This window comes from Methanosarcina mazei S-6 (assembly GCF_000970205.1).
GTDB classification, from domain to species: Archaea; Halobacteriota; Methanosarcinia; order Methanosarcinales; family Methanosarcinaceae; genus Methanosarcina; species Methanosarcina mazei.
Map to the genome: position 1 here is coordinate 1,757,563 of NZ_CP009512.1, position 26,433 is coordinate 1,783,995.

The following is a 26,433-nucleotide window of genomic DNA, read 5'->3' on the forward strand; positions in this document are numbered from 1 at the left end:
TGATGTAACAGCCTTGATGATGTAACAACTTTGATGATGTAACAACTTTGATGTATGCCTGGAAAATGGAAATCCTTCTGGAACTTTTAAATATTTATAGTCATTTATAGAGTCTGAGATTTATTCGTTGAAATATATTCCCTGAGATTTATGTATTGACCTCTCCTCTCAGATGAATTTATTTTTATTTCATGTGAACAACTTTTTCCGGAGAAATGACCGTGACCGACTGGATGATTTCAACCCTTATCCTTTTCCTTGCCCTCCTTATTGTTTACCTTTTCCTTAAATACATTAAATTGAAGGGCAGGGTAGAATCACGAGCAAGAGACCTGTATGAGTCCTGGCAGGCAAGGGAAATGGATCGCCAGGTTTCCGAAAAAGCTGACACTCTTTTCAGGACATGGAAGCTCGATGAGGAGAAAAAAATCCGCCAGGACGCGATAAAGAAAAGCGAAGCCGTTATCCGCGGCAAAGTCACTGAACACCTTATCCCTTATTTCCCGGACTTTGAATATAACCCCAAAGATGCAAGGTTTCTCGGGACTCCTGTGGATTTTATTGTTTTTGACGGGCTTTCCGAAGGGGAAATGAATAAGGTGGTCTTTGTCGAGGTCAAGTCCGGAAAAACCGGTGCACTTTCTCAGAGAGAAAAGCTTGTCAGGGAATGCATAAACCGGGGAAAGGTTAGCTATGAAATTATCCACAACAGGGAGTAAATTCTTTTAATTCTATGCCTTTAAACAGATAGCAGAATCTGGAGAGTTAGCAGAAAGGGTTAGGAGATATCGAAGAGCAGGCAAAATAGAAGGGTCAGCAGGAATGGAACCTGCTAACCTCCTTTTGAGAGAATAAACCTATTCTACTGAAACCCTGGAAGCATTAAGAGCTTATTCAGTACCTGTATCATTCTGCAACTGGTAAAAATGATACTCGTATGGTTCCCAGGTATCTCTGATGGTCCCATCAGTAACATTCACCGTCCTGTTTTCCCATAAGACATCATACCTTCCTTCAGGCACGCCGGTAATGGTTGCATCGCTTGCCGTGCCATTCGATTCCGTAAAATCCAGCATACTCGACGATGCAACCAGTATTCTACCATCCGCATCAGTAAACATGTAAGCTGTGACAGAAGAAATTGTTCCCCCAGGATCCGAAGTTATATTTGTCCTGCCGCTGGTCACGTCGGTTGCCAGAAGTGTCCGGCTATCATTCATAATCCAGGGCCAGACCTCTTCGTATTTCGGCTTAAATCCTTCCCATCCGGTATAGCCTGGAGTCCCTTCCGCATATTTATATGCATATGAAAAAACACCCTGAGCCCCGCCTAAAATTCCCATGACAACCTGGCTTTCATGACGGTCAGCCACTTTTTTCGTGGTATTCAGGTCAGGGTCACGAGCATTAACTTCAAGAGCCTGACCAAACGCCTCTGTTGTTAGGTATACTGTTTTTCCCGCATTTTTCCAGTCCGGAGCATTGGAGATGAGGTTGCCGTATACCCAGGCGTGCGGGCGTTCAGGATGGAATTTCGTGTAGCTGGTGAAGTAACAGACATCCAGCCCCGGAATAAATTCTTCATCATCAGGCCCTGTCTGCATGTCGCCTAAATAATCGCCGGCAACGGCATCCGGGAAGTATTTCTTCATACCCGTGTACATGCTGATAAGTGTTGAAGGGCTTCCTTCCTCGTCAGGGAAGTACACGCCGTAGAAATCATCATCAGTAACACCCATACCCCTGACTTCTTCCCAGAAGCTTTCAGATTCCATCTGAGGGCCTCCAGTGACTACCAGATATTTTGAAATTCCGAGCTGTTTTCCCCTGTTAACGTTATCGACGAACTGCTGTGGAGTTATATAGGTGCTCCATCCGAGGTGAACAAGCGTGGCATTATCTTCTAAAAACTGAGTGCCAGTCTCCCATCCCATCATCCCGTATGGAGGGGCTGTGCCGCGCGGATAAGGAAATTCATCCTCCGAAGATGAGTCGTTGCTGGAAGCGTTCTGTTCGCCTGATGTCTGTGCTGCAGATAAGCCGATAATTAGAACACAGATCAGGATTGCTGAAGTAAAGACAGTTAAGCATAAATTATCCCTATTTTTCATAATTCCCATCCCCATTTCTTATTTGCCCATATGCAAGTTATCCTGCAATTATTATAAAATTAAATGGTATTTATAATTGCAGGTAATGCCCTGCCAGTTAGGAGCCTGTCTGAAACGCAGCAATAGAAAAAAGTAAATATTCATCACATCAAATTCCAGGCTCAGACCATTAAATTTCAGGATCAGGCTATTAAATTCCAGGCTCAAACCATCAAATTTCAGGTTCAAGCTATCAAATTTCAGGCGCAGGCAGAGATATTCTTTTATGTATGTATGAATAATTCAGGTAGTAATATATTAGAGGTGTTTTGAGTGTATTGCCGTTATCTCATAACAGTAAATCCAGATTCGGATAGTGAAACCTGTACGTGCGAAGTTGCTCCAAAAAAGGGCAAATTACCTGCCAGTGTGATATCTAAATACTGCAAAGGCGACTACGAGAGTTGTCAGAGATTTGTGTACCGTTCACACATGATGCCCTAAGAAAATTCAGAATCAAAATTCAGAATCTTACTGGCATAACTAAATTTCAATTAAAATTTTAATAATGTTTAATCAATTATATACTCTTTATATGTACTATATGTCGCTATGTACTATATGTCGCCACGAAGAAAATGAAAAATTAAAAAAGAGAATAAAAATTTAAAAAAGAGAAATTTATATCTTTATTAATACTTTACTTGTTTAATACTTACTTGTTTAATACTTTACTTGTTTAACATTTACTTGTTTAATACCTTAATACTTTATCAGTACTGGATCGGATTAGAACCATACCTTGTGCCGGTTCTCTTTTCGCCTTCTTCTTTTGCTTTAAATTCTTCTTTTGTTTCAGATTCTTTTGTTTTAAATCCATGTACCTTTGCTTTAAACACATGTACTTTTGTTTTAGCTCCTTCTACTTTTGTCTTGACTCCCTCTACTTTTGTTTTAACTCCCTCCACTTTCGTTCTGGATCCTTCTACCTTTGATTTGAACGAATTACAGAGGCAGCAACCATCTTTGCAGTATGTTATCCGCGTATGCTTTACAATGCAAGCAAGCCCTATTACGGCCAGAATATAAACTACTATTTTCATAAGTTTATTCATAGTTATCCCCCAGTCTAATTGGACTTCATAGTTTATGAAGTTAATTCATGCATTAAATAATAATAATGTTAAAGTGAGAGATATGCCAGCTAAACCATCATAAATTCAATGCTTACCATTCTGTTGACGCAACAATAACAATGTTTAGAAAAGAACCTGAGGTATGAAGTGTGTTCCCGGCCGGGGTGGAGAGTAAAACCAGGAAGTTCTGGATAAGTAATAGTTACAAACATCTTTTAATTTTTCTTGTAATTCCCATAAAAACCAGAAAATTATTTTTTAGTGGCAATTTCCGGTACTTACGCAGAGCAAAGATAATGATTTACGATAAGACTTAGACCCCGAGCTGACCATTCTGTGTGAGATGAAATGATTTGAATTCGGGCTCAATTTTGCGATATGTATAATCTACAGGATCAGATTAAATATGTTTTCGATATGCAGGGGTTGCCCAACTATATCAAAATCGATGAACTAAGATAAATTTACGAAAGTGCTCTTGGGTTCGAATCTAATCTCTCGCATTAAGATTATGGGATATAGGTAACTCAAAAAAACGCAACGCTGTTTTGTACAATTACCACACAACCGACTTATTAAAAGTCCCATAACTAAGAACCAATTTTTAATAATAGGGCTCAAGAAAAAATGACTAAAAAGTTTGAAACGCAAATGTTGGAATTTTTTTGAATTTTTGACGTTTTCAATTAAGGTTTAATTAATTCATGTGTTGGGGTCATTGTAGTCAACATTTTCTAACCCAAACAAAAAATCTAACATAAGATATGTCCTAATTAGGTGGTCTTTTCTTCCATACTTTACGTATTCACCATGCATTATTTTATGCCTACTTAGTCCAAAGGGTTTTTCCAGCTTTTGTTTTGTGTAAGCTGTTTGAAAAAGTGTATTAAGAATAAAATTATTCCCTATCCCTAAAGCTGCCGATGACATAGAACCATTTGGCAATGAATATTCGATGACATTCGGATCAAATATATCTTCGTAAATTTTGTTTCTATTACTAATTCTCCAATTATTCTTGTTTGTTTTGTCTTTCCAAACCAAACCCTTTCCTTTTTGTACAATGGTAAATTCATTTTGAATAAGGTAATCGGTGAGAATGCCATCTATTTGAGAAATTAATGTTGGAATCAAAAAGTTTGAAGGATTATAACTATTGTGAGAGTGTTTCAATAGATTATAACTATCTCTAAATATCTTCATTCTTGGTTTGAATAAAGTGTTCTCTTCCCAAGATTCAATCATAGAGGCTAATTTCGCAAAATTATTTCTTGAAAAGTAGTTAATAAACTCTTGACGTATTTCTTTTCCCAATTTTCCTGAAGGGTTTTCGATTGTTCGTGACAAGTTCAAAATGAAAGCATCTTCTAATGAAACCGTTATAAACCAATTATGTTTTTGTAATATAGGTAGAATTTTTGAATCAACGCTATCAACAAAAGAAAGACGTTTATTCACAAAATCAAAAAGCTGTACATTTGTTTTTACCCAATTATCGAAAACTAGTTCTTTAGAGATTAAATTTGTTAGTTTTATCTGTGCTTCTTCAATCGCCTTGAACATTGAAGGGGAATAAACTTCTGAAAGGTACTTTTGTGAATCTTCAATTGCCTTGAACATTGAAGGGGAATAAACTTCTGAAAGGTACTTTTGTGAATCTTCAATTGCCTTGAACATTGAAGGGGAATAAACTTCTGAAAAGTACTTTTGTGCATCTTCAATTGCCTTGAACACTGAAGGAGAATAAACTTCTGAAAGGCTCTTTTGTGCATCTTCAATTGCCTTAAACGTTGAAGGAAAAATGACTTCTGAAAACCTCTTATGTGCATCCTCAATTGCCTTAAACGTTGAAGGAAAAATGACCTCTGAAAACCTCTTATGTGCATCCTTAATTGTTTTAATTGCCAGAGAATTCTGATATTCAGTAGAGTAAATGTTGGTTTTCTCTTTTTTACTATCTAAAGTATTAGTTTCTTCAGATTTTGTATCAATATTCTCTTTTTTATTATCTGAAGTATTAGTTTCTTCATTTAAGTCATCAGACATGCCTAATAAAGTTTGAATTTAATCTATTTAAGTTATTCTTTATTTAGAGAAAGACAAATATCTAATATTAAATTCATTAATATTCATTCACAAGTTTCTTTACTTCTTTAGTGTCCAAGTTTATCTTACTATCTCTCTTAACTCTATCTTTCATCCTCTTCAAAGTACTTCTATGCTGGATACCTAATTTCCTTGCCTCTTCAGGGGTCAAAGCCAATATCCTGTGCTTAAGCTCTTCCTCATTAATGAAAACTTGAGCTCCTGTTACATCTAAAGGCTGATCATCAATATTATTTGCTTCCTTTCCAATGTAAACTAAACCATCAGCCTGAATACGTTTTCTCTCTAAAATTCCTATGCCTCCATCAAACTTGTTTTCCATATGCTCAACATACTGCAAAATTGTCCTGCTCAATGGTTTGAAATACTGAGATCCTTCCTTCGTTTCTCCTGTTTCATAATCAATAAAAGGCTCATAGACAATCTTCTGATAATCTTTGGTAAATGGAGCCAGAGGCTTAACAGCCTTATCATCTTCTTCAATTGCTTGGAACCCTACAAGGAAGAAGTTAAAAGGTTTAATCTGTTCTTTCCAGTTTTTCCCCTCATTCAGTTTTTTAAATCGGTTCAATACATTGGAAGTGCTAACAGTAAGCCTGGAAATAGCATAAAGGTTTGAATACTTCTCTTCAATATCCATTCCAATAATTTGCTTATAATGCAGCTTAAGAATATCTTGCCAGATTTCAGCCTGCCAATCTTCAACTGAGTTAGGAAATGGGTTTGTTAAGTGCCCAAGTCCATGAAGCTTGTAAGACCTTTCATCTTCCATGAACCTGATTTTTCCATCTTCGTAGTAGTACAGAGCATACCTTTTAGAAGCAATTCCATAAAACCAGAGATCCTTTTTCTCAGGCTTAAGCAATGGAATATCCATGTTATAAGGGTTAAGAAGCTGAAAGAACTCTGCAAGCTCCTGAGCCTTTTCAGGAGGCACAAACACAGAATCAGTATCCATGTAAGCGTGAATAGCTCCAAGCTCTTTTAACCTGGCTTCAGCCATTGTTAAGAAAAGCCTGGCTCCTGAAGTAATCATAACAGCTAGGAGAGGATGAAAATATTTTCCTGATTTCTCAAACCTGTTTTCCTTTGTAACGAAATTCTCAAGCCCATAAACCTGAAACTCACTTTTCTTATCTTCTGGGTTAAGCTCAATAAAGATTCCATAACTGAGAGCATTTACAAGGATCTTGATAGCCTGGGCTCTGCTTGATAGATGTTGAAATTCAGGATTATTTTTATCTGTCTTTTTTGACCTTTCCTTAATTTTCTGCCTCTCTTCTACAAGAACCTGAACAATGTTATCCTTTGATGGATCAATGTCAACTCCAAGAATCCTGGATTTCCTTAACCCCTTCTGTACTCCTTTAGGAATAAATTTTACAGCTTCTTTGATCTTTGGAACCTTGCCAGTAAGGAGGTAGGAGCCTATAACATCCGGTAAAGAATACCACATCTCAGAGTTAGAACTCAGATAATTGATTCCTACGTTAAACCCTGTGTTATTTCCTTTGTAATCCATCCTTACAGGAAAAATATCATTCTCAGGCTGAATCTTGACCATAACAACAAGCTTTTTCCATGTGTCCTGTTTCTGAAGATCTGAAAGCTTCAGTTTGGAAATAAATATCCTGACCTCCTCTGTAATATCCTGAATTTCCAGGCTTTCAGCTATGATGTATTTCCAGAGGTTCATTAGCATTGTAACTGTAGGGTACATGCTTGTAAAATCAAGAACTGTAACCTTTCTTGGCTCCTTCCTTATTTTACATTCAGTTCTTCCTCCAAAATAAGAAGTCATCATGTTTCCAATAACTGAATCTGGAAAATCTGGGTTCAGTTCCAGGAACGGTTTAACTCCCAATTGTTCAAGAGCATATTTTCCAATGGAAGCAGCACTAAAGATCTTTGTTATGGGAATATGGATCTGATAAACGTCAAGCTCCTTAACAAGCTTCTCGTAAACGGCATGGGTGGTTTCAACATCCTTTACCAGATATTCAATGTACTTTTCAGTAACTTTTCCATGCTCGACCCCTTTCATCTTCTGAACAGGAGTATTAAGCTTCTCTCCTGCTTGTTCAAGGGAAATATGGTTTGATTGAAGGAGAACTTCAGCCAGCCTTTGAGTATCCAAGAAATAGCCTGAGAAGTAGCTCTCTCCTTTGTTTTGCTTGGTAGTGGTAAACTTGAAGCTGTTAGAGTATCCAAGTTTTCTGATGATTATAGGAGGCTTAAAAGGGTCATATGAAAGAGTAAGAGTAAAGCCTCCTCTGTTCCTTCCCCTTGAATCTCCTGATTTTTTTGATATTCTGCTTATGTCAAAAGCCAGGTTATACCCATTGCAGAGGGTTTTAAGCTCAAAGACTTCAGGATAAAATACACTGTCTATGAACTCATCCAGGGAATACAGGCTTATATTATGTTTTCTTGAATAGGTTTCCAGTATCTTTATTTCTCTTTCATTCAGGGTAGATAGATCATAGAATAAACCATCATGCTGAATAACTCCATCCTGGTAAATCTGGAAGTATCCGATCTTAAAATTTTGATACTGGTCAATTGTGGTTTCAGTATCAAAGACCAGTACCCTATTGTGCCTTAGAGGAGTATCATAACGTCTAAAACTCTTATACTCGCCTTTTTTCTCAAGTTTCTGAGTATATCCCCTGACTGCAACTTTATACATTTTGCACCATCTCATTTCCAAGATCAATTAGCTGAGTTCCTAATTCTGTAAGCAAGGCACCAATAGAAACTAACTGAAAAGCTCTCTTTTGTTCAGGAGAGGCATTTCCAGATCTGGCTTTTGGACTTAGTTTATTCTGTTCCCTTGTTATCTTGGAATGGCAGTTTTTACAAAGAGGCTGAACTATGTCTGAGTTACTCTTTCCATAGGGATGATGCATTTCAATTACATCTGGGTCATCTTCTCCACAGACAACACAGCAAAGAGAGATTTTTCCTTTTCTCTTCTGTTTGTTCAAAGTTTTTTGATAATTTTCTTTATCCATAGTTTCACCTCCTTAGTGTTGATAGATTTCCAAAAACTCAGGCTCTTCTTGGGCTTCCAGGATCTCATAGAGCTTATTAAGATCGGTTTCAAAATGGTGGACTTTGCCTTTTGCATCCACTATTTTAATATCCTTAAACTTGGCAAGAACCGAAGGATCGTTGTTTTTTATTGCCTTCTGAACGTTGGCGAAATATTCCCCAATTAAAGACCTATCCTTAGAACTGGCTGTAACTATTGTTTCTTGTCCTTCTGTGGAGTAGATCAGCATATTGACCTGGATAGTATCGGCTTTTGTAACCTTCCAGGTTCCTCCTGACTTATACAATTTCTTTCCAAGGTGCTTGACTGCAAATTCTGTTCTTTTGCCTATTTTTTCAAGTACAGAAGAAAGATTTTCACCGTTCCTCATTTCTCTTAAAATTTGGAGAGATAGGTTTCTATCTCTCTTATCCTGAGCTGAGAGAGTTTTCCAGGCTCTCTGGCTAAAGTCAAAATCCCCTATCTTTAGATTTCTAAGTTGGCTGAGGCTTTTATCAGGGAAAAATTTGTGTTTCCTGATGATTTCCTTTGCATATTTTGTATCTCTGGGCTGAGCCTTGAGCCATTCTCCATAAGTTCTGTAGTCTTTGGAAAATCTTGGTCTGCTCATCTTTCAGCCTCCATCATTCTGATAAAGGCTGTTCTCATAACTTCAGCCTGAGAGCATCCGTATTCTTCTGCTTTCTGTTCCAGTTTCTCCTTAAGGTAAGGAGACAATGTTATCAAAACTCTGTCTTTTGTGGTCATGTAACTCACAATAAGCAACATGTACCGCTCTTACTTATGTACAGAATTGAGTATAACTTTAAGTATAAGTTTGATGTATATTTTGTATATAATTGGGATTGATATGAAGAAAAAAGAGTATGACTTTGACACTGAAATAAAGAATTATCTTGCCCAAAAAGGATATGCGAGAAGGCGGCAACTCATAGAAGACCTGATGAAAGCACACAAAAATGAAAGAGGATATAGCCTCAAGAGTATAAACCGTAAACTAGACAATTTGATTAATCAGGGAATAATTATAAGTCTTAAGCACGCCGATTTTGAAAAATTAGGAATAGAGGATACTGATAAAAGAGCCAGTTACCTTACCTTGAAAAATATATCCAAAATAAAGGATCATATGGATAAGGTTTTAGAAAGGCTTGCTTCAAAGGAGCCTACAAAGCAAAAAATGGCTTTAAAAGAGATTGCTCTTTATGACCAAGTTTATGTTTTAACCCCTGAACAATTGGATTTAGTGGTAAAGCAGTTTGATAAAGGTATTGATAAAGGAACTATAGATGATGATCTTGCTAATACGCTATTACTTTTATTAAACATATATATTTTGAAAAAAGGTATTGAACCAACGAATAAGACAAAAACAATCGACCTTTTAGTAAAACTGCTAGATAAGTATCCTTCTCCTGTTTCAAGGCAAGTAAATCTAAGAACACACATCATTTATCTTCTTGGGCATTATGGGCATAAAGCTGTAATTGAAATGTTTATAAAAGATGCAAGAACCTTACAAGATTTTTCGCCCATAGAAAACGTTTACAGTACCGAATACACAGCTAATCTTATTGAAGAACATAGAGAAGAACTTTACAAACTGCAAGAAGAATTAGCAATAGAAGGAAAAGAGAATGCTTCTCAGTTTGTTTCCAATATCAGAAGTGATGTTCTAATTTTTTTGGGCTTGCGTAAAAACCCTTTTGCTAAAAAGGAGGATGATTCTTGGTGAAACTTCTTCTTCTGAATGGTCACGGCATAAATATGCATGTTGATGGAGCTAAGCTCCATATTAAAGATGGAAGATTTTCAACTACAGAAGAGCCTCAAGAATATGTATTTTCGCCAAAAAGGATTGATATAGACGGCATTATCATTTATGGTAAGAGTGGGAACCTTACCTTAGAGGCTATTAGATGGCTCATTAAACACAATGTCCAGGTTTCTATCTTGGATTGGAATGGCAAGCTTCTAACTACTATGCTTCCTCCTGAAAGTACTAATCTAAGAACAAAGTTTGCTCAGTATCATGCTTTTGAGGATAAGGAAGCAAGGCTTGAGATAGCAAAGAAGTTTATTGAGGCTAAATTTTATAAGTCTAAGGCTGTTCTTGATTTCTTGAGCCAAAGGTATCCTGAAATTAATTTTGATATTTTGGATGGACTCACAAAGTTAAAAGATGTAAAGAGCACCAGGGAAATTTTAGGAGTAGAGGGAACCTTAGCTGGTAAATACTGGATAGAGTTTTCAAAGGCTGTTCCAAAGGAATATGATTTTTGTAACAGGATAGACCAGTTCAGAAGAGCTATGGGCTCAGGGGATATGATAAATACAATGCTCAATTATGGCTATTCTCTGCTTGAGGCAGAGTGTTTGAAAGCCATTAATTCTGTGGGTCTGGATACTCATGTAGGTTTTTTGCATGAAATGGCACCAAGCAAGAACAGCTTAGCCTATGACCTTCAGGAGCCTTTCAGGTTCATTGTGGATCTGGCAGTTATCAGCCTGATTGAAAGTGGAGCTATGGAAAGTAAAGATTTCATCAGAACCGAGAATTACAATTTGAGGCTAAAACCTACAGGAGCCAGGAAAATTGTTAATGAGTTTTCCAATACGCTGAATAAAAAAGTAAGTTACCAAGGGAAAGAAAGCACTTGGAGTTATGTTATCTTTTTGAAGGTGAGAGAATTAGCCCATTATCTCACAAGCAAAAAGGAGAAATTAGACTTTACTAAGCCTGAATATGAAATTGAGAGAATTGATTCTTACGACATAAGACAAAAAATCCTGAGCATTTCTTATGTTGATTGGAAAAAACTAGGTTTTTCTAAAGGTACATTGCATTATATGAAACAGAACGCCAAGAGCGATAAGCCATTCACTCTTAATGCTCACGTTCTGGAAAGGGTAAACAAATGGGAAGCATTGGTTTCAAGTCAAAGGTAAAATGTGTATGTTTTTACTGTAAAATGTAAAAATGTAAATTTACATGTAAAATTGTAAAACCGTAACAAGAGAAATTGTAAATTTACAGTAAAGTAGTAAAAACAAATTAAAGAGAGGCTGTAAAAAGAGTTGTAAAATACAGTTAATTTTACATCAATTAGTGAAATTCAGTGACGTAGTTCAATGTTGGGAGTTAAAGCTTGGGAAAACCAGATCAAGAAGCTTAATTAAGAAATATCGAATATTATTAATAGAGAATCTTTCCTTCTTTCATGCAAAGGAGCATCATTTTATGGCTTTATCTGGTGATGAGACTAAGGTAGCTGATGAATTGTCTAGGCTTTTGAAAATAGGTTTGGAATTCAGACCCGATTCTATTGACCCTATTGAATTCAACCAATTTCAGACTTTAGGAGAAAATATTCTAGAACTAGGTTTTGGAGTAAATTCTGTCTTTTATAAACGGTTTTCTAGTAGTTATGATATGGTTCTTATGCCATATGAATTAAAGGATCCTCGGCTGGTTTCTAAAAAGAGGCTGCCTATTCAAATTGGTTCTTTACAGGCTGCATTGAATGCTCTTAACAGAGGATTAACTAAAGATTTATTTTATGAGAGAGAAATGATTGTTTTTAGTAATCTACTTGATCAGGCTTATAATTTTTTAGAGAACGAAAGTACTTATTTAGCTGCGGGTGTTTATGGCAGGATTGTATTGGAAACTGCTGTAAGAGAATTTGCAAAATTAAAACTACAGGAAAATTACAATCCTCAAATGAAATTTAATCAACTTATCGTCAAGTTGAGAAATGAGGGGTTTATTCAACAAACTTTTGAAGAGAGACTTAAATCGTATTACACAATTGGATCAGATGCAGCACATAACAGTCCTGATTTCAAGAACTATTCTAAAAGGGATCTTAAAGATTTTTTGACATTTACTAAAGACAATGTTCTTACATTAAAATAATTTCATTTATCTCCAGTTCTAGAAAGATAGATGAAATATCCATTAAGTTGTTTCCGGAGAGTATAGAAATAAAAAGCTCTGGTGGAAGTTTGGTGAAAGTAACAAAAGTTTTCAAACGTTATTATAGGAAAACAGTACGTTTTCTCAAACATTGTTATGGGAAAGCAATACAGCACCCTAGGTTACTGATAATTTTAGGGTTTGTTAGTGTTGCAATTGTGTTACTATGGTATCCTCAATTTCAAGTGTCTAAATTTGAAATTACTAACCCAAAAGATTTAGCTGACGCCGAAAATAGTTATCGAGCCACTTTGGCTCAAATCTTTGGTGGATTTGCTTTATTACTTGGACTTTATTTTACATGGGGAAATCTTGTAACTGCCAAGGAAGGTCAGATTACTGAACGTTTTACTCGGGCTATCGAGCAGTTTGGAAACGAAAAAATGGAAATAAAATTAGGTGGGATATATGCTCTTGGGAGGATTGCAAAAGAGTCTAAGAAAGACTACTGGCCAATCATGAAAATTTTAACCGCATATGTCAGGGAAAAATCACCTGTAGATAGGAATCCAAGTAATATATGTAAAATATCCACCGAGATCCAAGCAATTCTTGAAGTGTTATCCGACCATGAACATCCTGATACAGATGTAATAAATCTAGATAATGTAAATTTAAATGGAGCTCGCCTTATTAACCATCCAAACCTTAAGTTTGTTAGTTTTATAGGATCCAGCTTTAAAAAAGCTGATTTTGGATGGGTTAATCTTGAAAGCACTGATCTTAAAGGAGCTAACTTTGAAAGAGCATATTTATGGGGTTCTAATCTACAATATGCTAATCTTATAGGAGCTAACCTTGAAGAAGTACATATTGGGGGAGCTGACCTTAAATATGCCAAGCTTGTAAGGGCTAATTTCAAATCGGCAGATCTTAATGGAGCAGATCTCAAAGAAGCCACTTGTAAAGAAGCAGACTTTACAAACGCCGATCTACAAAACGCAGACTTTACCGGAGCTTTCTTTTTAACATTCGATCAACTTTCCAAAGCAAGATCACTTTATAACACAAAGTTAGACGAAGACCTTGCCAATATACTTAAAGAAAAACACCCTGATCTTTTCGAAAATCCAATTACTGAAGAAGTGATAAGACAACGTATGGAAATATTAACCTCTTTAGGTGCAGTACCTTTTACTAAAGAATAACAGTTTCGTAGGTTGACAAAAGGAAGAGTAAATGTGAAAAAACTTGACTTTTTTATTTATTATAAATTATAAAAAATATAGTAATTTTTTGGTTAAGGTAACTCTCCAAAATTAGCGGTTATGTGTAAATCTTGTACAAGAGTACAAAAATTAGGCTTTTTATTTACTTGACCTTATAATAGAAGAAATACAGATTTTTGTTAGGGCAACTTTTAAAAAATAGAGGTTATGCATTATTCTTACACATGCGTTGCGTTTTTTTGAGTTACCTATATCCCCGCATTAAGATTATGGGATATATACAAGGCTGAAAAAGTGTACGCTGTTTTGTGAGAATTTTGCACAATCGTTAATTTTTAGATGTTGTTTAACTTGGTTGTTGTTTAACTTGATTGTTGTTTAACTCAAAACTTAAACTCTTTTTCCATGACTTATTCAGAAACCTGCCAATAAACCAGATTTAAGATGTCGGAGTGGATTATATTCACATACTTATGAATAAAATATTTTTGAATCATTTCTTCACTGGCTTATCAAACATTAAATTTCACTCATTTTTTTAGATGTGTAAACAAAAGTTATTCTCTAAGTTATCAACTATAAGAATACTTCGATAAGTTTATTTTCTATAATGTGAATAAGTTTGTGTTTCTCTTAAAATATAAAATAGTAAATTTTTCTTAAGTATTAGATCATTTTTCAATTAAAAACAAATGGAGATAATAATGTTAGAATTATTTTTGCCATGGTTTTTAACGACTTGCATTTCTGGTATATTAGGCAATAGAGCTGACGCAAAATTCGTTTCTATTGTACAGAATATTTCAGAAAAAGTTCAGGTTGGCAAAATAGTTAATCACGATATGCAAAAGGCATTAAATCGCTCTTTCCTATTATCACTTCTTAGTATTTGTGATAGTTGCTTAAATGAATTAAAGCATGAAAGTCACCTGCAAAAAGGTAACTTTATGTTATCAGGTCAGCTTCGTTGGTTAGAAACAAAAAAACTGTCACTTGAAGATGAATTAAAAGCAGTGGAAAAAGCAAAATATGGGGAACCAACAATTGAATTATTGGATGAAATAAAATTCCTTTTAAGTCAAGGAGATCCAACGTCAGAAGCGTTTCAAAGGATTATAACTGAACTTATTGAAAGAGCAAAAATTGGAAATGATAAAGCTCCAGAGTGTTACAATAAATCTGTAGAGAGGAACATTTTAAGTCAAATGTGTAATCATTTTGCATGCGAGATCGAGAGGAACCAAGCTTTAAGTAATACTTTAGAAAAGCAGTTGCTGATTCAATTAGGTATTAAGATTGATGCAGTATTAGCTTCTGTTCCCTCTATGATCCAAAACTTAAACTACATTCCTGCTATGGCCTACCAGATAGATACTATGGCTCGCCAGGTAGACATTATGGCCCAGGCAATGCCACAAATGTTGGAGAACATTAGTTCGGAAAAAAATTCTAATGCTCCTTGTAGAATATTTCAAGTTCCACCGTTAACCGAAGAGTTTGTAGAAATACCTAAGAAAGAAGAGATCAAAAACAACCTCCTTAATAGCAACAAATCAAGAAGAATACTTTCTATTACCGCAATTCAGGGATTAGGAGGCATTGGAAAAACAACTCTTGCTACTGTACTGTGCCATGATGAGGATGTTCAAAATTATTTTTCAGACGGGATTTTATGGGCTCCTTTAGGACAAGAACCTGATAAACTCTCTTTGTTAAACAATTGGATACAAGCTCTTGGAGATTACCAAACTATTCATACCACCACAGAAACAGCATCAATTCATCTTAGATCACTGCTCTATAAAAAACGTATTCTTTTAGTTGTAGATGATGCTTGGGACTCCAGTGATGTGAAACCTTTTTTAGTAGGTGGGTCTAATTGCCAGACTATAATAACAACAAGGAAAGCTTACATAGCTGATGATTTGAGTGCAGAATCTTATCCTTTGAACGTGATGACAGAAGAACAGGCTCTGGAATTATTTAGAAATGTCCTTAAAGAATATTGGGATGAAGATGAAAAAGAAAATTCCCTTAAAGTCGCTAAAGACATTGGTTATCTTCCATTAGCTCTAAAGCTGGCAGCCAAAAGGAGAAGAAGAGGTTATTCTTGGACCAAACTTCATGAAGCTCTTGAAGAGGAAATTGCACGCCCTAGTGTTTTAGAAAGCCCACGAATATTTGGGAAGGGAGAAGAAGGTCTAGAAGCATCTTTAAACTTGAGTTTAAAAGCTCTAAGATCAAGTAATGAAAACTTATGGAAGAACTTTATCTGGCTTGGAGTTTTCCCTGAAGATGTTAAAATAAATAAAAAAATGGTCTCTACTCTCTGGGATATAGATACCGTAGAAGCTGGAGAAATACTAGAGGGTCTTTGGGGAGAAGGTCTGCTTATACAAGGTTCAAAAATTAATTTGAGGGATGAAAAACTTGAAACATACCGAATGCATGACCTTTTTCACGATATTGCTCTCTATTATTTAACATCCTCACCTGATACAAAAAAAGCCACATCTCTCCCTGGATTAGGGGTAAAACTTAAGGAAGCTCATACCTTCTTATTAAACCGTTATCAATCACAAACACAGAAAAAAGGATTGTGGCATACACTAAAAGATGATGCCTACATCCACAGTCACCTTACTTGGCACCTAGAAAAGGCAGGGAAGATTGAAGATATTCATTCATTACTACGTGAGGAAAACGAAAATTGTAAAAATGGATGGTATGAAGCCCTCGAATCCCTTGGACTAAATGCAGTTTTTATTGAAGATGTAATAAGAGCCTGGAATTTATCTGAAAAAGAGTCGATACACCAAATAGAACAGGGAGGTAAAGCCTCCTCTATAGGACTTGAAACTTGCTATGCTCTTATTTACACTTCAATAATCAGTTTGTCAGCTAATATCCCTGTAGAGCTATTGGTTGAGTTTCTTGAAACTAAGAAATGGACTGAAACTCAGGTATTCACATACGCACAAAAGGAACCGGATCCCTATAAAAGAGCAACTAAATTGATCTCGATTTATCAGAGAATAACAGGTGAGTACATAAAAAAAGAAGAGGTTATAGAAAAAGCTCTTGATGCAGTCTCTAAGATTAAAGATAATTATGAAAGAGCATGCTTACTTTCAGCTATTGTTCCTTATTTGGAGGATCAAAAAAAGGAAGAAATGATTGAAAAAGCACTTGATGCAATCTCTATAATTGAACTTAATGACTATTGTATATTTATGGCGCTTTCAGCTATTGTTCCTTATTTGGATGGGCAAAAAAAAGGAGGAATGATAGAAAAAGCACTTGATCTAGCTTCCAATATTCAATCTAATGATGAAAGAACTCGAGCACTTTCAGCTATTGTTCCTTATTTGGATCCTCAGAAAAAAGAAAAAGTTATAGAAAAAGCACTTGATGCAGCCTACAATGTTGAAAATGACAAGCATAAAATAGTAAGGGCACTTTCAGCTATTATTCCTTATTTGGAGGACCAAAAAAAGGAAGAAGCGATAGAAAAGGCACTTGATGCAATCTTCAAGATTAAATATAATGGTTGTTTTATAACGGGGGCTCTCTCAACAATTATTCCTTATTTAGACAATCAAAAAAAAGAAAAAGTGATAGACGAAGCTCTTTATGAAGCCTCTAATGTTGTAGTGGCACTTTTAGCCATTATTCCTCATTTAGATGGACAAAAAAAAGAAGAAGTGATAGATAAGACTCTTAATGCAGCCTATGTGATTGAAGATAATAATTATACAAAAGCAGAGGCACTTCCAGCTATTGTTCCTTATTTGGATGGACAAAAAAAGGAAGAAGCGATAGAAAAAACACTTGATTTAGCCTTCAAAATTAAAGATAACAATAAAAGAGCATGGTTACTTTCAGGCATCTCTCCTTATTTGGATGGCCAAAAAAAAGAAGAAGTAATGGAAAAAGCACTTGATGCAACCTACAAGATTAAAGACGATTATACAAAAGTTAGGGCGCTTTCAGCCATTGTTCCTTATTTAGATGGACAAAAAAAAGAAGAAGTGACAGGTAAGGCCCTTTATGCAGCTTATAAAATTGAAGATGACGAATCTGAAATAACAGATGCGCTTTCAGCTATTGTTCCTTACTTGGATGAACAAAAAAAAGAAGAAGCGATAGAAAAAGCACTTGGGGCAGTCTTCAAGATTAATGATCATAATAAAAGAGTTAAATCACTTTCAACTATTATTCCTCACTTAGGTTGCCAAAAAAAAGAAGAAGTCATGGAAAAAGCCTTTGATATAGCTTCCAATATTCAACCTAATAATGAAAGAGTTCAGTCACTTTTAGCTATTTTTCCTAATCTGGATGAACAAAAAAAGGTAGAGGTTCTAGAAAAAGCACTTGACGCAGTCTCCAAGATTGAAAACGATTATGAAAAAGCAGAGTTGCTTTCAATTATTGTTTCTTACTTGGATGAACAAAAAAAGGAAGAACTAAAGCAAAAAGCACTTGATATAGTCTTCAGGATTAAAGATAATGGCGAAAGAGCGCTGGTACTATCAACAATTGTTCCTTATTTGGATGAACAAAAAAAAGAAGAAACGATAGAAAAAATCCTTGATATCACCTCCAAGATTAAAGGTAATCATTATACAAAAGGAGAGTCGCTTTCAAAGATCATTCCTTATTTGAATGGACAAAAAAAAGAAGAAGTGATAGAAAAAGCACTTGGTGCTACCTATATGATTGAAGATAATGATGGTGACTTTTCTAAAGTTCTGGCACTTTCAGCTATTATTCCCTATTTAGATAGTCCAAAAAAAGAAGAAGTGATAGAAAAATGCCTTGATTCAATCTCCATAATTATAGGTGACGGTTATGAGTATGAAAGTGTAGCGGCACTTTCAGCTATTGTTCCTTATTTTGTTGATCAAGAAAAAGTAATAGTAAGAGCTCTTGACGTAGTCTCAAAGATTGAATACGATGACGTGAGAGCAGAGGCACTTTCAACAATTGTTCCTCATTTGGATGAACAAAAAAAAGAAGAAACAATAGAAAAAATCCTTGATGCAACCTTAAAAATTAAAGGTAATAATTATGCAAAAGCAGAGGCACTTTCAGTTATTGTTCCTTATTTGGAAAGACAGAAAAAAGAAGAAATAATAGAAAAAATTCTTGATGCAGCCTACAAGATTGAAAATGATCATGTAAGAGCAAATACACTTTTAACTATTGTTCCTTATTTGGATGATCAAAAGAAGGAAGATTTCATAGAAAAAATCCTTAATGTAGCCTCTAAGATAAAATCTGGCATTGGAATATCAAAGATACTTTTGTCTATCGATCCTAAATTAGATGGTCAAAAAAAAGAAGAACTGATGGAAAAAGCCTTTGATGTAATCCTCAAGATTGAAAATGATAATAAAAGAGCAGACGCGTTTAACATTATGTTACCACATTTGAGAAATCTACCTACGGATAATCTTTATTTTTGGTGGAGAAAAGCAATTCAAATTCTCAGAGAACGTACGCGAAGCAATTTACTTTTGGATATTATCGTATTAATACCAGTTATAAGTGAATTGGGTGAAGATGACATTCTATTTGAAATTTCTCAGGCTATTACAGATGTGTCTCGATGGTGGCCATAAAGAAGTATACTGGAAAAAATTTCTATTTATTGTCCTTTAAAACCTGTCTCCTAAGTTTCAAATCTTAGCCCTAAACATTAAAAAATAAAATTTCTTAAGTCTCAACCTGACCCCAAAAACTAAGTTTTCCCAAGCTTTAACTTCTACAAAACGTGGCTATTCAGGGTGAAAGGCTTATTATTTTTAGCGTTTTGTTTCTGTAGTGCAAACTCCTCTAAGAAAACCCCAGCTTTTTCCAATCAACATAAGAAATGTTAAGAATTTTTACCTATTTCCTTGAGAAATTATTCACATACCAGGGATTATATCATCAAACATTCTCGCAAGTTTTTTAAGCCGTCATTCAGTATTTAATGCGCATGTCCCCGCTAAATCTATACTTTCTCGGCTTTGAGATTCTGGTTTTAGTGCTCTTTCTGGTCTGTCTGAAAAATGCGTGGCAGCGAGGCTCTTCGGTGGTCTGGCAGCTTTTTGCGGGGGTGATCTTCGGCTTGCTGCTGGAATGGGCTACGATTCAGCAGCTCGACGCTTACGAGTATGGGAGCTTTCTGGTAATGCTTGGGCCTGTCCCTGTGGTGGTTGGGGTGGCGTGGGGGACTATTATCTATAGCGTTCGCGGCTTTTCCGATCGAACCAGCCTTCCGGAATGGGCACGGCCTGTTCTCGATGGGTTGATGGGGTTGAACATAGACCTTTCCATGGATGCAGTAGCCATTCGGCTGGGGATGTGGGATTGGGGAAAGGGGCCTGATTATCAGTACTTCGGTGTTCCTTACAACAACTTCTGGGCATGGTTCTGGGTTGTGTTCTTTTTTTCGGCAAGCCTTCGATTGATGTCAAAGCTCCCTGGCTTCTGGGGGCGCTGGTTCTCCCCTGCAGGGGCAATAATCTGCGGCACAGCAGGCGTGCTTATCACTAACGAGCTCATTACCAACATTCCCAATGACCTGATACACTATGCTACTATCGTTGCAGTATTGGGAAGCGCTCTTCTTTTGATACTGGCATTACGCCCGGAAGTCCAGGCCCGGTCCCGGGCAGCATTTGTTTTTCTTGTGCCTCTCGGATTTCATGCCTATTTCCTGATAGCAGGATTAGTCTCAGGAGCCATCCTGAACCCGCCTTTTTTGCTGGTGGTAAGTATAGTTATGAGCATAATAGCACTTTGGCTTCATCGAGGTGCTCTGAATTACTGGTACAGGTCTAATAAAGAAACCAAAACAGAGAAAGCAAGTAATTAGACCAAAAACTAACTTCTCCACAGAATGTGAGATGATCAGTATATTTTGCCTGAATTCTTGAGAATAGATTTTTCAATCTCATACTCAGATTTAAACTAAGTCCAGTAATCCCCTTGAAAGTAACTTTCAACTTCTTTCTTTTCCTTTCTGGCAGCGATAGTATCCATGATCCAGGCCACAACAAAAGCAATAAATCCACTTGACAAAAATGCTACTGCAAGATAGAAGTAATATGACTTTCTCGAATAGTATCTCTTTTTTAAATAATCAAGCCCTAATGCAAAGAAAAATGTCCATGACGGTATTAATAAAAGATATATCACTGAGTCATGATGGTGGTTAATGAAATTTATAATTACAAACGCCATATAGTATAGAGGTACTATTGTATTTCTCTGAATTTCAGTTCTCAAAATTTGTTTCTTATTTAGATAATTAAGTCCCCATTCGAAGAAAAACACCCATAATGCTGTTAAGACGATAAATATCGATGTGCAGCTGGGATATCTGGCAATTATGTAGTTTCCGATTAAAAATCCTGCGTAATGTAGAGCAAGGATGTTACTTCTCTGAATTCTCACTACGACCACACATAAATTAACTACTTTCAAACTTATATAATATATTAAAAAAGATTGGCCTATAATAAATTGATCTATAATAATAGATTTATATTTATCAGGTCACTTTAGTCTCCACTTTAGCCTCGCTTTTCAATCCTTATTCTGGCCTCAAATGCGAATTCAGCAAGAAGCTGGGAAAATCACGAAATTAACTTTATACTTACAGGCTCGTTTTATCATATGGCTGGCTAATTTAGTAAGTCATAAAACTGAAGCATGTTAACTTCTGTTTTCAGGCTCTCATTTTTATTCCCCAGATAACTGCTCCAATTCCCCCGATAACAAAGAAAATTCCGAATATCCATGGCAGGACAATGATTCCAGCAAAAGAGTTGGTCAACAGGAGCAAACCAAGGACTATGGTAAGCGCACCAAGAATTCCCACACCCCAGCCCCCTCCTTTAAGTGCAGAAGTAATTATCACGGCACCGTTGACAAGAGCTAGGATTCCGATGAAGATAATGAGTAAGCTGAGAACGATGTAAGGACTGATAACAGGATACATCAGAATGACAGCTCCCGCAATAATGCTCAGGATACCTGAAACCAGCTTCCATTTCCCGTCCTTTGTAAAAACCAGTGCTTTTATAACAGAAAAAATTCCTTCTAACAGCCAGAAAATGGCTAGAATTTGTATTAGCAGAATAGTGGTTGCTATGGGTTCGTATAAAAGAAATATACCTATAATAATAGCAATAATTCCTTCCAGAAGAACCGACCACCAGAATTCCTGAGGTACTTTTGGTTCCTTCGGTACTTTTAGCTCTGTTCTGTAATCCGTATTAACCGGCTGTCCCATATATTCCACCTCCCTTTTCCCAAATTTGTAAAAAATCGTCCGTCTTCTTTCTTTTGATCCACATTTACCCCTCCCATATTATGTGCCGATAAAAATGAGTTAAATTTATTATTACACAATATTATTAGGAAAATATAATATTATGAGAAATATAAATGAGGAATCAGTATTAAAAGAGGAAATAGATAAGGAATAGATGTGAATCAAAACCCCTATTGTCCAGGTTGTCTAGTTCAGTTTTTATGACCAGGGAGTTGTTAAGGTGAAGTATATTCTAATCGTGGCATCCAAAAACAATTCTAAAACAAGTGCTGTTTGTACAGGTATTTTTTAAAAAAATGAAAAACTATTTTTGTCCCCGGAGTGGTTTTTGAGCCAATTACGAGATCTCGGACACATTAGCAGGACTTATCGGTAGCTGCTCTCTGAGCCTTCAAATAAGAAAACCTAGCCCGAACGTAATTTTCCAGACCATATTTCCATTCCTTGCACTCAGGTCTGCCCGAATTAATGAACATAGCCTGGTGGGCACAGCCCCCCATGCAGATCGGCAGCATCTTGCACTTCACGCAGTCCGTGTACTCAAAAGGTTCCCAGGCAAGCCAATGGATCTCACGGTTTCCCTTCTCTTCGTTTTGCCGCGCCAGGTCTCCGATTTTTCCGATGCTTGCGGCTTTGTTGCCTATTTCGGTCCAGCACTTGTACATGTCGCCGTCGGGGTCCAGGACAAAAGCGTTCGCCCGGTTGGCGTCACAGGCGCGGGCAAACCTCGGATAAAAGGACTCTCTGCCAGCGTCGAATCCCATCAGGTTTAAGTTTTTACAGAAAGCCTGGTTTGTTGCCGAAAATTCTTCGGTAAGCATGCAGGAACTCTCATACGACCTGCATCCTGCGGTATAGGGTATAACATGGCCCAGGTAAATGAATACATCACTCAGGTCGTTCTCCTTTAACACGTCGAGGAGTCTGCTAACACTATCAATGTTGGAGCGGTCAATATTTACGCGAATATACGTCTCAAGACCGTTTGCCTTCAGGAGCTTGATTCCTTCAAGAATCCGGTCGAATGTTGGACCGTTGCTTCCTTTAAGCATTCTGCGGCTGTCATGCACTTCGCGGGGCCCGTCCAGGGTAACGTGAATAAACTTAATCCTGTTCTTCCGGAGATTCCGCACTGTGCCGGGGTCTTCCGAAAGCAGATAGCCGTTGGTAACCATGCCGGCAGAATATCCGACTTTATGCTCTTCCGCAATGGCGATTATTTTCTGTGATAAATCAAAAACAGTTTCTTTTGCCAGGAGCGGCTCGCCGCCATACCAGGTTACGAATATATCTTTTCCTGCCTCTGCTATCCCCTCAACATAGTCGAGTAAATCCTGCTGTATCTTTTCTGGCATGAAAGCATTTTGATGGCTGTTCTCGCTCTGGCTTTTATCCGATTGCTCGAAGCAATAGGAGCAAGCAAAATTGCAGGCTAAAGTGGGAGCGATAACCAGTCTGGCTATCGGGCTGTCATACTTGTCGCTGTTATAATTAAATTTAACCATTCTCAGTTCGTCAGCAGTGTCGTCAACAACGAATCCTCCTTTTCGCAGCTCGTCAACGAATTGTCTTTCGTTTTCTGGCAGGAGAGCGTAATCAAACTGAGGAACGTTCAACAAATCTATACGGCTCTTTCTCACTTCAGCCAGTGCCGTGGTAAGGCTATTAAAAATCATTACTTTGTCCGGGTCATCTGCTGACCAGACAAAATTATAAACTGAAGGTTTCATCTCTGTAATTTATTTTTAATCTGTTCTTTATTCCTGATTTGTACCTGATCCCTAATTTTTTCTTTGTTCTTAATCTGTGCCTGATCCCTTATCTGTACCTGGTCACCGATATTGCTGTTACACTCGCAGAACCCGCAACCTCCTACACCGTCGCATCCGACACTCCTGCCTGCGGCTCCCTTCAATTTCTGTGGCAATATCAGGTGGACAACATCAGCAGATTCCTCAGCAACTTTAAATTTAGCATTCGTACTCGTTCCTGCTTCAGGGATTGCCTGCTGCTTGACTTCCTCACGAGACAGTGTGCCTGTCGATTTGATTTCTTTTTTAATTTTTCCCATTCTTTTGACCCCTATCAATTATCAGAAAATGTTTATATTTTTCTTACTTTATACATATCTTAACTTGAGTTAATATTTAATACTGATTGATAGTATAAACATTTAACTACAGATATAAATGTCAGATATAGTTTGATAAAAATAATATTTATCTGTTTAATTTACAAAAAGCGGCCTTTGAAGATAAAACCGTTCGAAGATTAATTGTTCGAAGAAAAACCGTTAAAAGATAAATTGTTTGAAGAGAAACCGTTAAAAGATGAATTGTTCGAAGATATACTGGCTTATTCTCTACAACTGTCGGTTTTTTTGCAATCTATGTTAAAAGTAAACCAATATACTGGCTGAAATGCGTCATGAGCCGCTGCAACTCTACATACAGCAGGTTCTGTTTTGTTTCATTAATTGTAAAGGGCACAAGATCGATCATAATCACTGATTTTCACTACACTGTCTTCCTGCCGGACAAAGTGTATGGTCAGCATACTAGAAACACCTTTCACATCCTGAGCACATTTTTACAGGTTCGCTGTTTCTAACGTGGATTGCAAACTCAGGAACTGCCATATCCCTGCCAGCGGCAGAAAGATCCACGTAATCATTCTTCAGGTTCTCATTTTTATTCCCCAGATAACTGCTCCAATTCCCCCGATAACAAAGAAAACTCCGAATATCCATGGCAGAATAATGATTCCAGCCAGAGAATTGGTCAACAGGAGCAATCCCAGGACTATGGTAAGCGCACCAAGAATTCCTGTACCCCAGCCCCCTCCTTTAAGTGCCGAAGTAATTATCACGGCACCATTAACAAGAGCTAAGATTCCGATAAAGATTATAAGTAATCTTAGAACGATGTAAGGACTGATTACAGGATACATCAGTATAACAGCTCCCGCAATAATGCTCAGGATACCTGAAAGCAGCTTCCATTTCCCGTCCTTTGTAAAAACCAGTGCCCGTATAACAGAAAAAATTCCTTCTACCAGCCAGAAAATGGCTAGAATTTGTATTAGCAGAATGGTGGTTGCTATGGGCTCGTATAAGAGGAATATACCTACAATAATAGCAATAACTCCTTCCAGAAGGACCGACCACCAGAGTTCCTGAGGTACTTTTGGTTCCTGCGGTACTTTTAACTCTGTTCTGGAATCAGCATCTACAGGTTGTTCCATATATCCCATCCCCCTTTTCCTAACTTTATAAAAAGTCGTTTGTCTTTTTTCTTTTTACCCACATTTACCCTTCCCTTATTATGTGCCGACAAAAATGAGTTTAAATTTATCATTATATAATATTATTCAGTGAATATAATATTATAAGAAATATAAATTAGGAATCAGTGTTAAAAGAAGGAATAAATGTGAATTAGAAACTCATATTATAGTCACCATTTTAAATAATGCGACATCTTGTGCGTGAATACATGCTTCTCCCAAAACTCATCTAGTTCTTCCTTTAATACTTTAATATTCTTGAATGATTTTATTGACGTTAACTCTTCTCTTGTCGTTTTCCAACAATATTCTGTTGGGTTCCTATCTGGAGTAGCTGGAGGGAAAAGTAATATTTGCAACCAATATTTGTTATTTTGAAAGAATTCTCTTGCTTTTTTCGATTTATGCCATGTTGCTCTGTCCAGTAGAAGAAATATTTTTCTTCCTATGTCTTTTTTAAGCTTTATTAATGATTTTAAGAAAGAGTCTGTATTCTTTTTAATCCCTAAATCATACCAATAAAAGTCTCTGTTTTCAGTGTAGAATCCTCCAATATTGATTTTTGTTTTTGAACCACTTATAAATTTAATAGGCTTAGAGCCTTTTATTGCCCAACATTTTGATCTGTTTGAGTCTAAATAAAAACTACTCTCATCCTGAGTGACAAATAAATAGTCAGGATTTAAGAGTCTTTTTTTTGATTTCAGCAATAAATTCGTTTGTTAATGCCTGATTTCGTCTTTTTGATTGAGGTCTACATGTAATTCTACTAAATCCTAAATTTTTAATAATTTGTCTCATTCTTGATTTGGAATAAGATATTCCAAATTTCTCTCTGACAAATTGAATTGCATCCTTAGTTTGCCAACCACGAGAAAAGCCATCATCTGTTGGTATTGGCTCTGATAATGCTTTCTTTAACACAGAAAGTTGCTCTTCAGTTAAAAAAGACTTTACTCCTCGACCAGGTCTACATTTAAGGCTGGACAAACCTTCTTCTTCAGCTCTTTTCATCCAACGATGAACTGTTGAACGATGAACTGAGAAATCTTCTGCAACTTTAGCTGGACTCAAACCATTTTTAACTAACAGCAACGCTTGAAGTTTTAACTTCTCATTCTTGTCACAGGAACTACAGATAGCCGTGGCAACATCAGAAGTAGTAAACATTTCCAAACTCATAATTAAAATAATATAATTACTTCAATTATATAAATGTTGCATTATATAGAAGGGTCACTATATCTGGTTGTCAAGTTTGTTTTTGTGACCAGGGGTTTTAAG

The 26,433-nt window shown here is 36.5% G+C and carries 20 protein-coding genes; 7 read left to right on the forward strand and 13 right to left on the reverse strand.

The window, feature by feature from the left end; all coding sequences use genetic code 11:
• Positions 1 to 215 precede the first annotated feature (215 nt).
• Positions 216 to 719: a Holliday junction resolvase-like protein gene (locus tag MSMAS_RS07600; protein ID WP_230625049.1), complete on the forward strand. Its 504-nt coding sequence runs from the start codon at positions 216 to 218 to the stop codon at positions 717 to 719.
• 171 nt (positions 720 to 890) lie between these two features.
• Here the strand turns inward: MSMAS_RS07600 and MSMAS_RS07605 are convergent, their stop codons facing one another.
• The 7 genes from MSMAS_RS07605 to MSMAS_RS18755 all read right to left on the reverse strand — a co-directional run bounded on the left by MSMAS_RS07605 (position 891) and on the right by MSMAS_RS18755 (position 9,155).
• Positions 891 to 2,111: a hypothetical protein gene (locus MSMAS_RS07605; protein ID WP_048046943.1), complete on the reverse strand. Its 1,221-nt coding sequence runs from the start codon at positions 2,109 to 2,111 to the stop codon at positions 891 to 893.
• A 752-nt stretch (positions 2,112 to 2,863) separates the two neighbouring features.
• Entirely contained in the window at positions 2,864 to 3,205 is a 342-nt protein-coding gene (locus tag MSMAS_RS07610) for a hypothetical protein (RefSeq protein WP_011035145.1), read from the reverse strand.
• A gap of 723 nt (positions 3,206 to 3,928) precedes the next feature.
• Complete coding sequence (locus MSMAS_RS07615; RefSeq protein WP_011035144.1) at positions 3,929 to 5,272, reverse strand: hypothetical protein; 1,344 nt, start codon at positions 5,270 to 5,272, stop codon at positions 3,929 to 3,931.
• 76 nt (positions 5,273 to 5,348) lie between these two features.
• Complete coding sequence (locus MSMAS_RS07620) at positions 5,349 to 8,021, reverse strand: DNA polymerase type-B family protein (protein WP_048038166.1); 2,673 nt, start codon at positions 8,019 to 8,021, stop codon at positions 5,349 to 5,351.
• Entirely contained in the window at positions 8,014 to 8,346 is a 333-nt protein-coding gene (locus MSMAS_RS07625) for an HNH endonuclease signature motif containing protein (protein ID WP_011035142.1), read from the reverse strand. Before MSMAS_RS07625 ends, MSMAS_RS07620 begins: the two co-directional genes overlap by 8 nt.
• Positions 8,347 to 8,358: 12 nt before the next feature.
• Entirely contained in the window at positions 8,359 to 8,997 is a 639-nt protein-coding gene (locus MSMAS_RS07630) for a hypothetical protein (RefSeq protein WP_048046407.1), read from the reverse strand.
• Positions 8,994 to 9,155: a hypothetical protein gene (locus MSMAS_RS18755; protein WP_155395240.1), complete on the reverse strand. Its 162-nt coding sequence runs from the start codon at positions 9,153 to 9,155 to the stop codon at positions 8,994 to 8,996. The genes MSMAS_RS07630 and MSMAS_RS18755 overlap by 4 nt, the downstream gene beginning before the upstream one ends.
• Before the next feature lie 82 nt (positions 9,156 to 9,237).
• Here MSMAS_RS18755 and MSMAS_RS07635 point away from each other — a divergent pair, with 82 nt between their 5' ends.
• From MSMAS_RS07635 to MSMAS_RS07660, 6 genes are all read left to right on the forward strand, one after another.
• Positions 9,238 to 10,122: a hypothetical protein gene (locus tag MSMAS_RS07635; RefSeq protein WP_155395239.1), complete on the forward strand. Its 885-nt coding sequence runs from the start codon at positions 9,238 to 9,240 to the stop codon at positions 10,120 to 10,122.
• Entirely contained in the window at positions 10,119 to 11,336 is a 1,218-nt protein-coding gene (gene cas1 / locus MSMAS_RS07640; protein WP_011035139.1) for a CRISPR-associated endonuclease Cas1, read from the forward strand. The genes MSMAS_RS07635 and cas1 overlap by 4 nt, the downstream gene beginning before the upstream one ends.
• Positions 11,337 to 11,496: 160 nt before the next feature.
• A complete protein-coding gene (locus tag MSMAS_RS07645; RefSeq protein WP_137726725.1) occupies positions 11,497 to 12,306 on the forward strand; it encodes a DUF4145 domain-containing protein in 810 nt (269 codons plus the stop codon).
• Between the two features lie 92 nt (positions 12,307 to 12,398).
• Entirely contained in the window at positions 12,399 to 13,514 is a 1,116-nt protein-coding gene (locus MSMAS_RS07650; RefSeq protein ID WP_048038434.1) for a pentapeptide repeat-containing protein, read from the forward strand.
• A 725-nt stretch (positions 13,515 to 14,239) separates the two neighbouring features.
• Positions 14,240 to 19,159 carry an NB-ARC domain-containing protein gene (locus MSMAS_RS07655; protein ID WP_048045975.1) on the forward strand — a complete coding sequence of 1,640 codons (4,920 nt, stop codon included), beginning with the start codon at positions 14,240 to 14,242 and terminating at the stop codon, positions 19,157 to 19,159.
• 359 nt (positions 19,160 to 19,518) lie between these two features.
• Positions 19,519 to 20,400, forward strand: coding sequence for a carotenoid biosynthesis protein (locus MSMAS_RS07660; protein ID WP_226987645.1), 882 nt, complete (start codon positions 19,519 to 19,521; stop codon positions 20,398 to 20,400).
• Positions 20,401 to 20,495: 95 nt separating this feature from the next.
• Here MSMAS_RS07660 and MSMAS_RS07665 read toward each other — a convergent pair whose 3' ends face one another.
• The 6 genes from MSMAS_RS07665 to MSMAS_RS18175 form a co-directional block, all read right to left on the reverse strand.
• Positions 20,496 to 20,990: a hypothetical protein gene (locus tag MSMAS_RS07665; RefSeq protein WP_137726724.1), complete on the reverse strand. Its 495-nt coding sequence runs from the start codon at positions 20,988 to 20,990 to the stop codon at positions 20,496 to 20,498.
• A 265-nt stretch (positions 20,991 to 21,255) separates the two neighbouring features.
• The gene (locus MSMAS_RS07670) at positions 21,256 to 21,822 is read right to left on the reverse strand and encodes an HdeD family acid-resistance protein (RefSeq protein WP_011035133.1); all 567 of its coding nucleotides are present in this window, start codon (positions 21,820 to 21,822) and stop codon (positions 21,256 to 21,258) included.
• Between the two features lie 398 nt (positions 21,823 to 22,220).
• Positions 22,221 to 23,594 carry a radical SAM/SPASM domain-containing protein gene (locus tag MSMAS_RS07675; protein ID WP_011035132.1) on the reverse strand — a complete coding sequence of 458 codons (1,374 nt, stop codon included), beginning with the start codon at positions 23,592 to 23,594 and terminating at the stop codon, positions 22,221 to 22,223.
• Positions 23,591 to 23,935, reverse strand: coding sequence for a hypothetical protein (locus MSMAS_RS07680; protein ID WP_048037044.1), 345 nt, complete (start codon positions 23,933 to 23,935; stop codon positions 23,591 to 23,593). Before MSMAS_RS07680 ends, MSMAS_RS07675 begins: the two co-directional genes overlap by 4 nt.
• 605 nt (positions 23,936 to 24,540) lie before the next feature.
• Positions 24,541 to 25,107, reverse strand: coding sequence for an HdeD family acid-resistance protein (locus tag MSMAS_RS07685; RefSeq protein ID WP_011035130.1), 567 nt, complete (start codon positions 25,105 to 25,107; stop codon positions 24,541 to 24,543).
• A gap of 212 nt (positions 25,108 to 25,319) precedes the next feature.
• Positions 25,320 to 26,331, reverse strand: a protein-coding gene (locus MSMAS_RS18175) for an IS630-like element ISMma17 family transposase (RefSeq protein ID WP_076611966.1) whose coding sequence is annotated in 2 segments (ribosomal slippage) — positions 25,320 to 25,848 and positions 25,847 to 26,331 — 1,014 coding nt in all. Because the reading frame shifts where the segments join, the coding sequence is not laid out codon by codon here.
• Positions 26,332 to 26,433 lie beyond the last annotated feature (102 nt).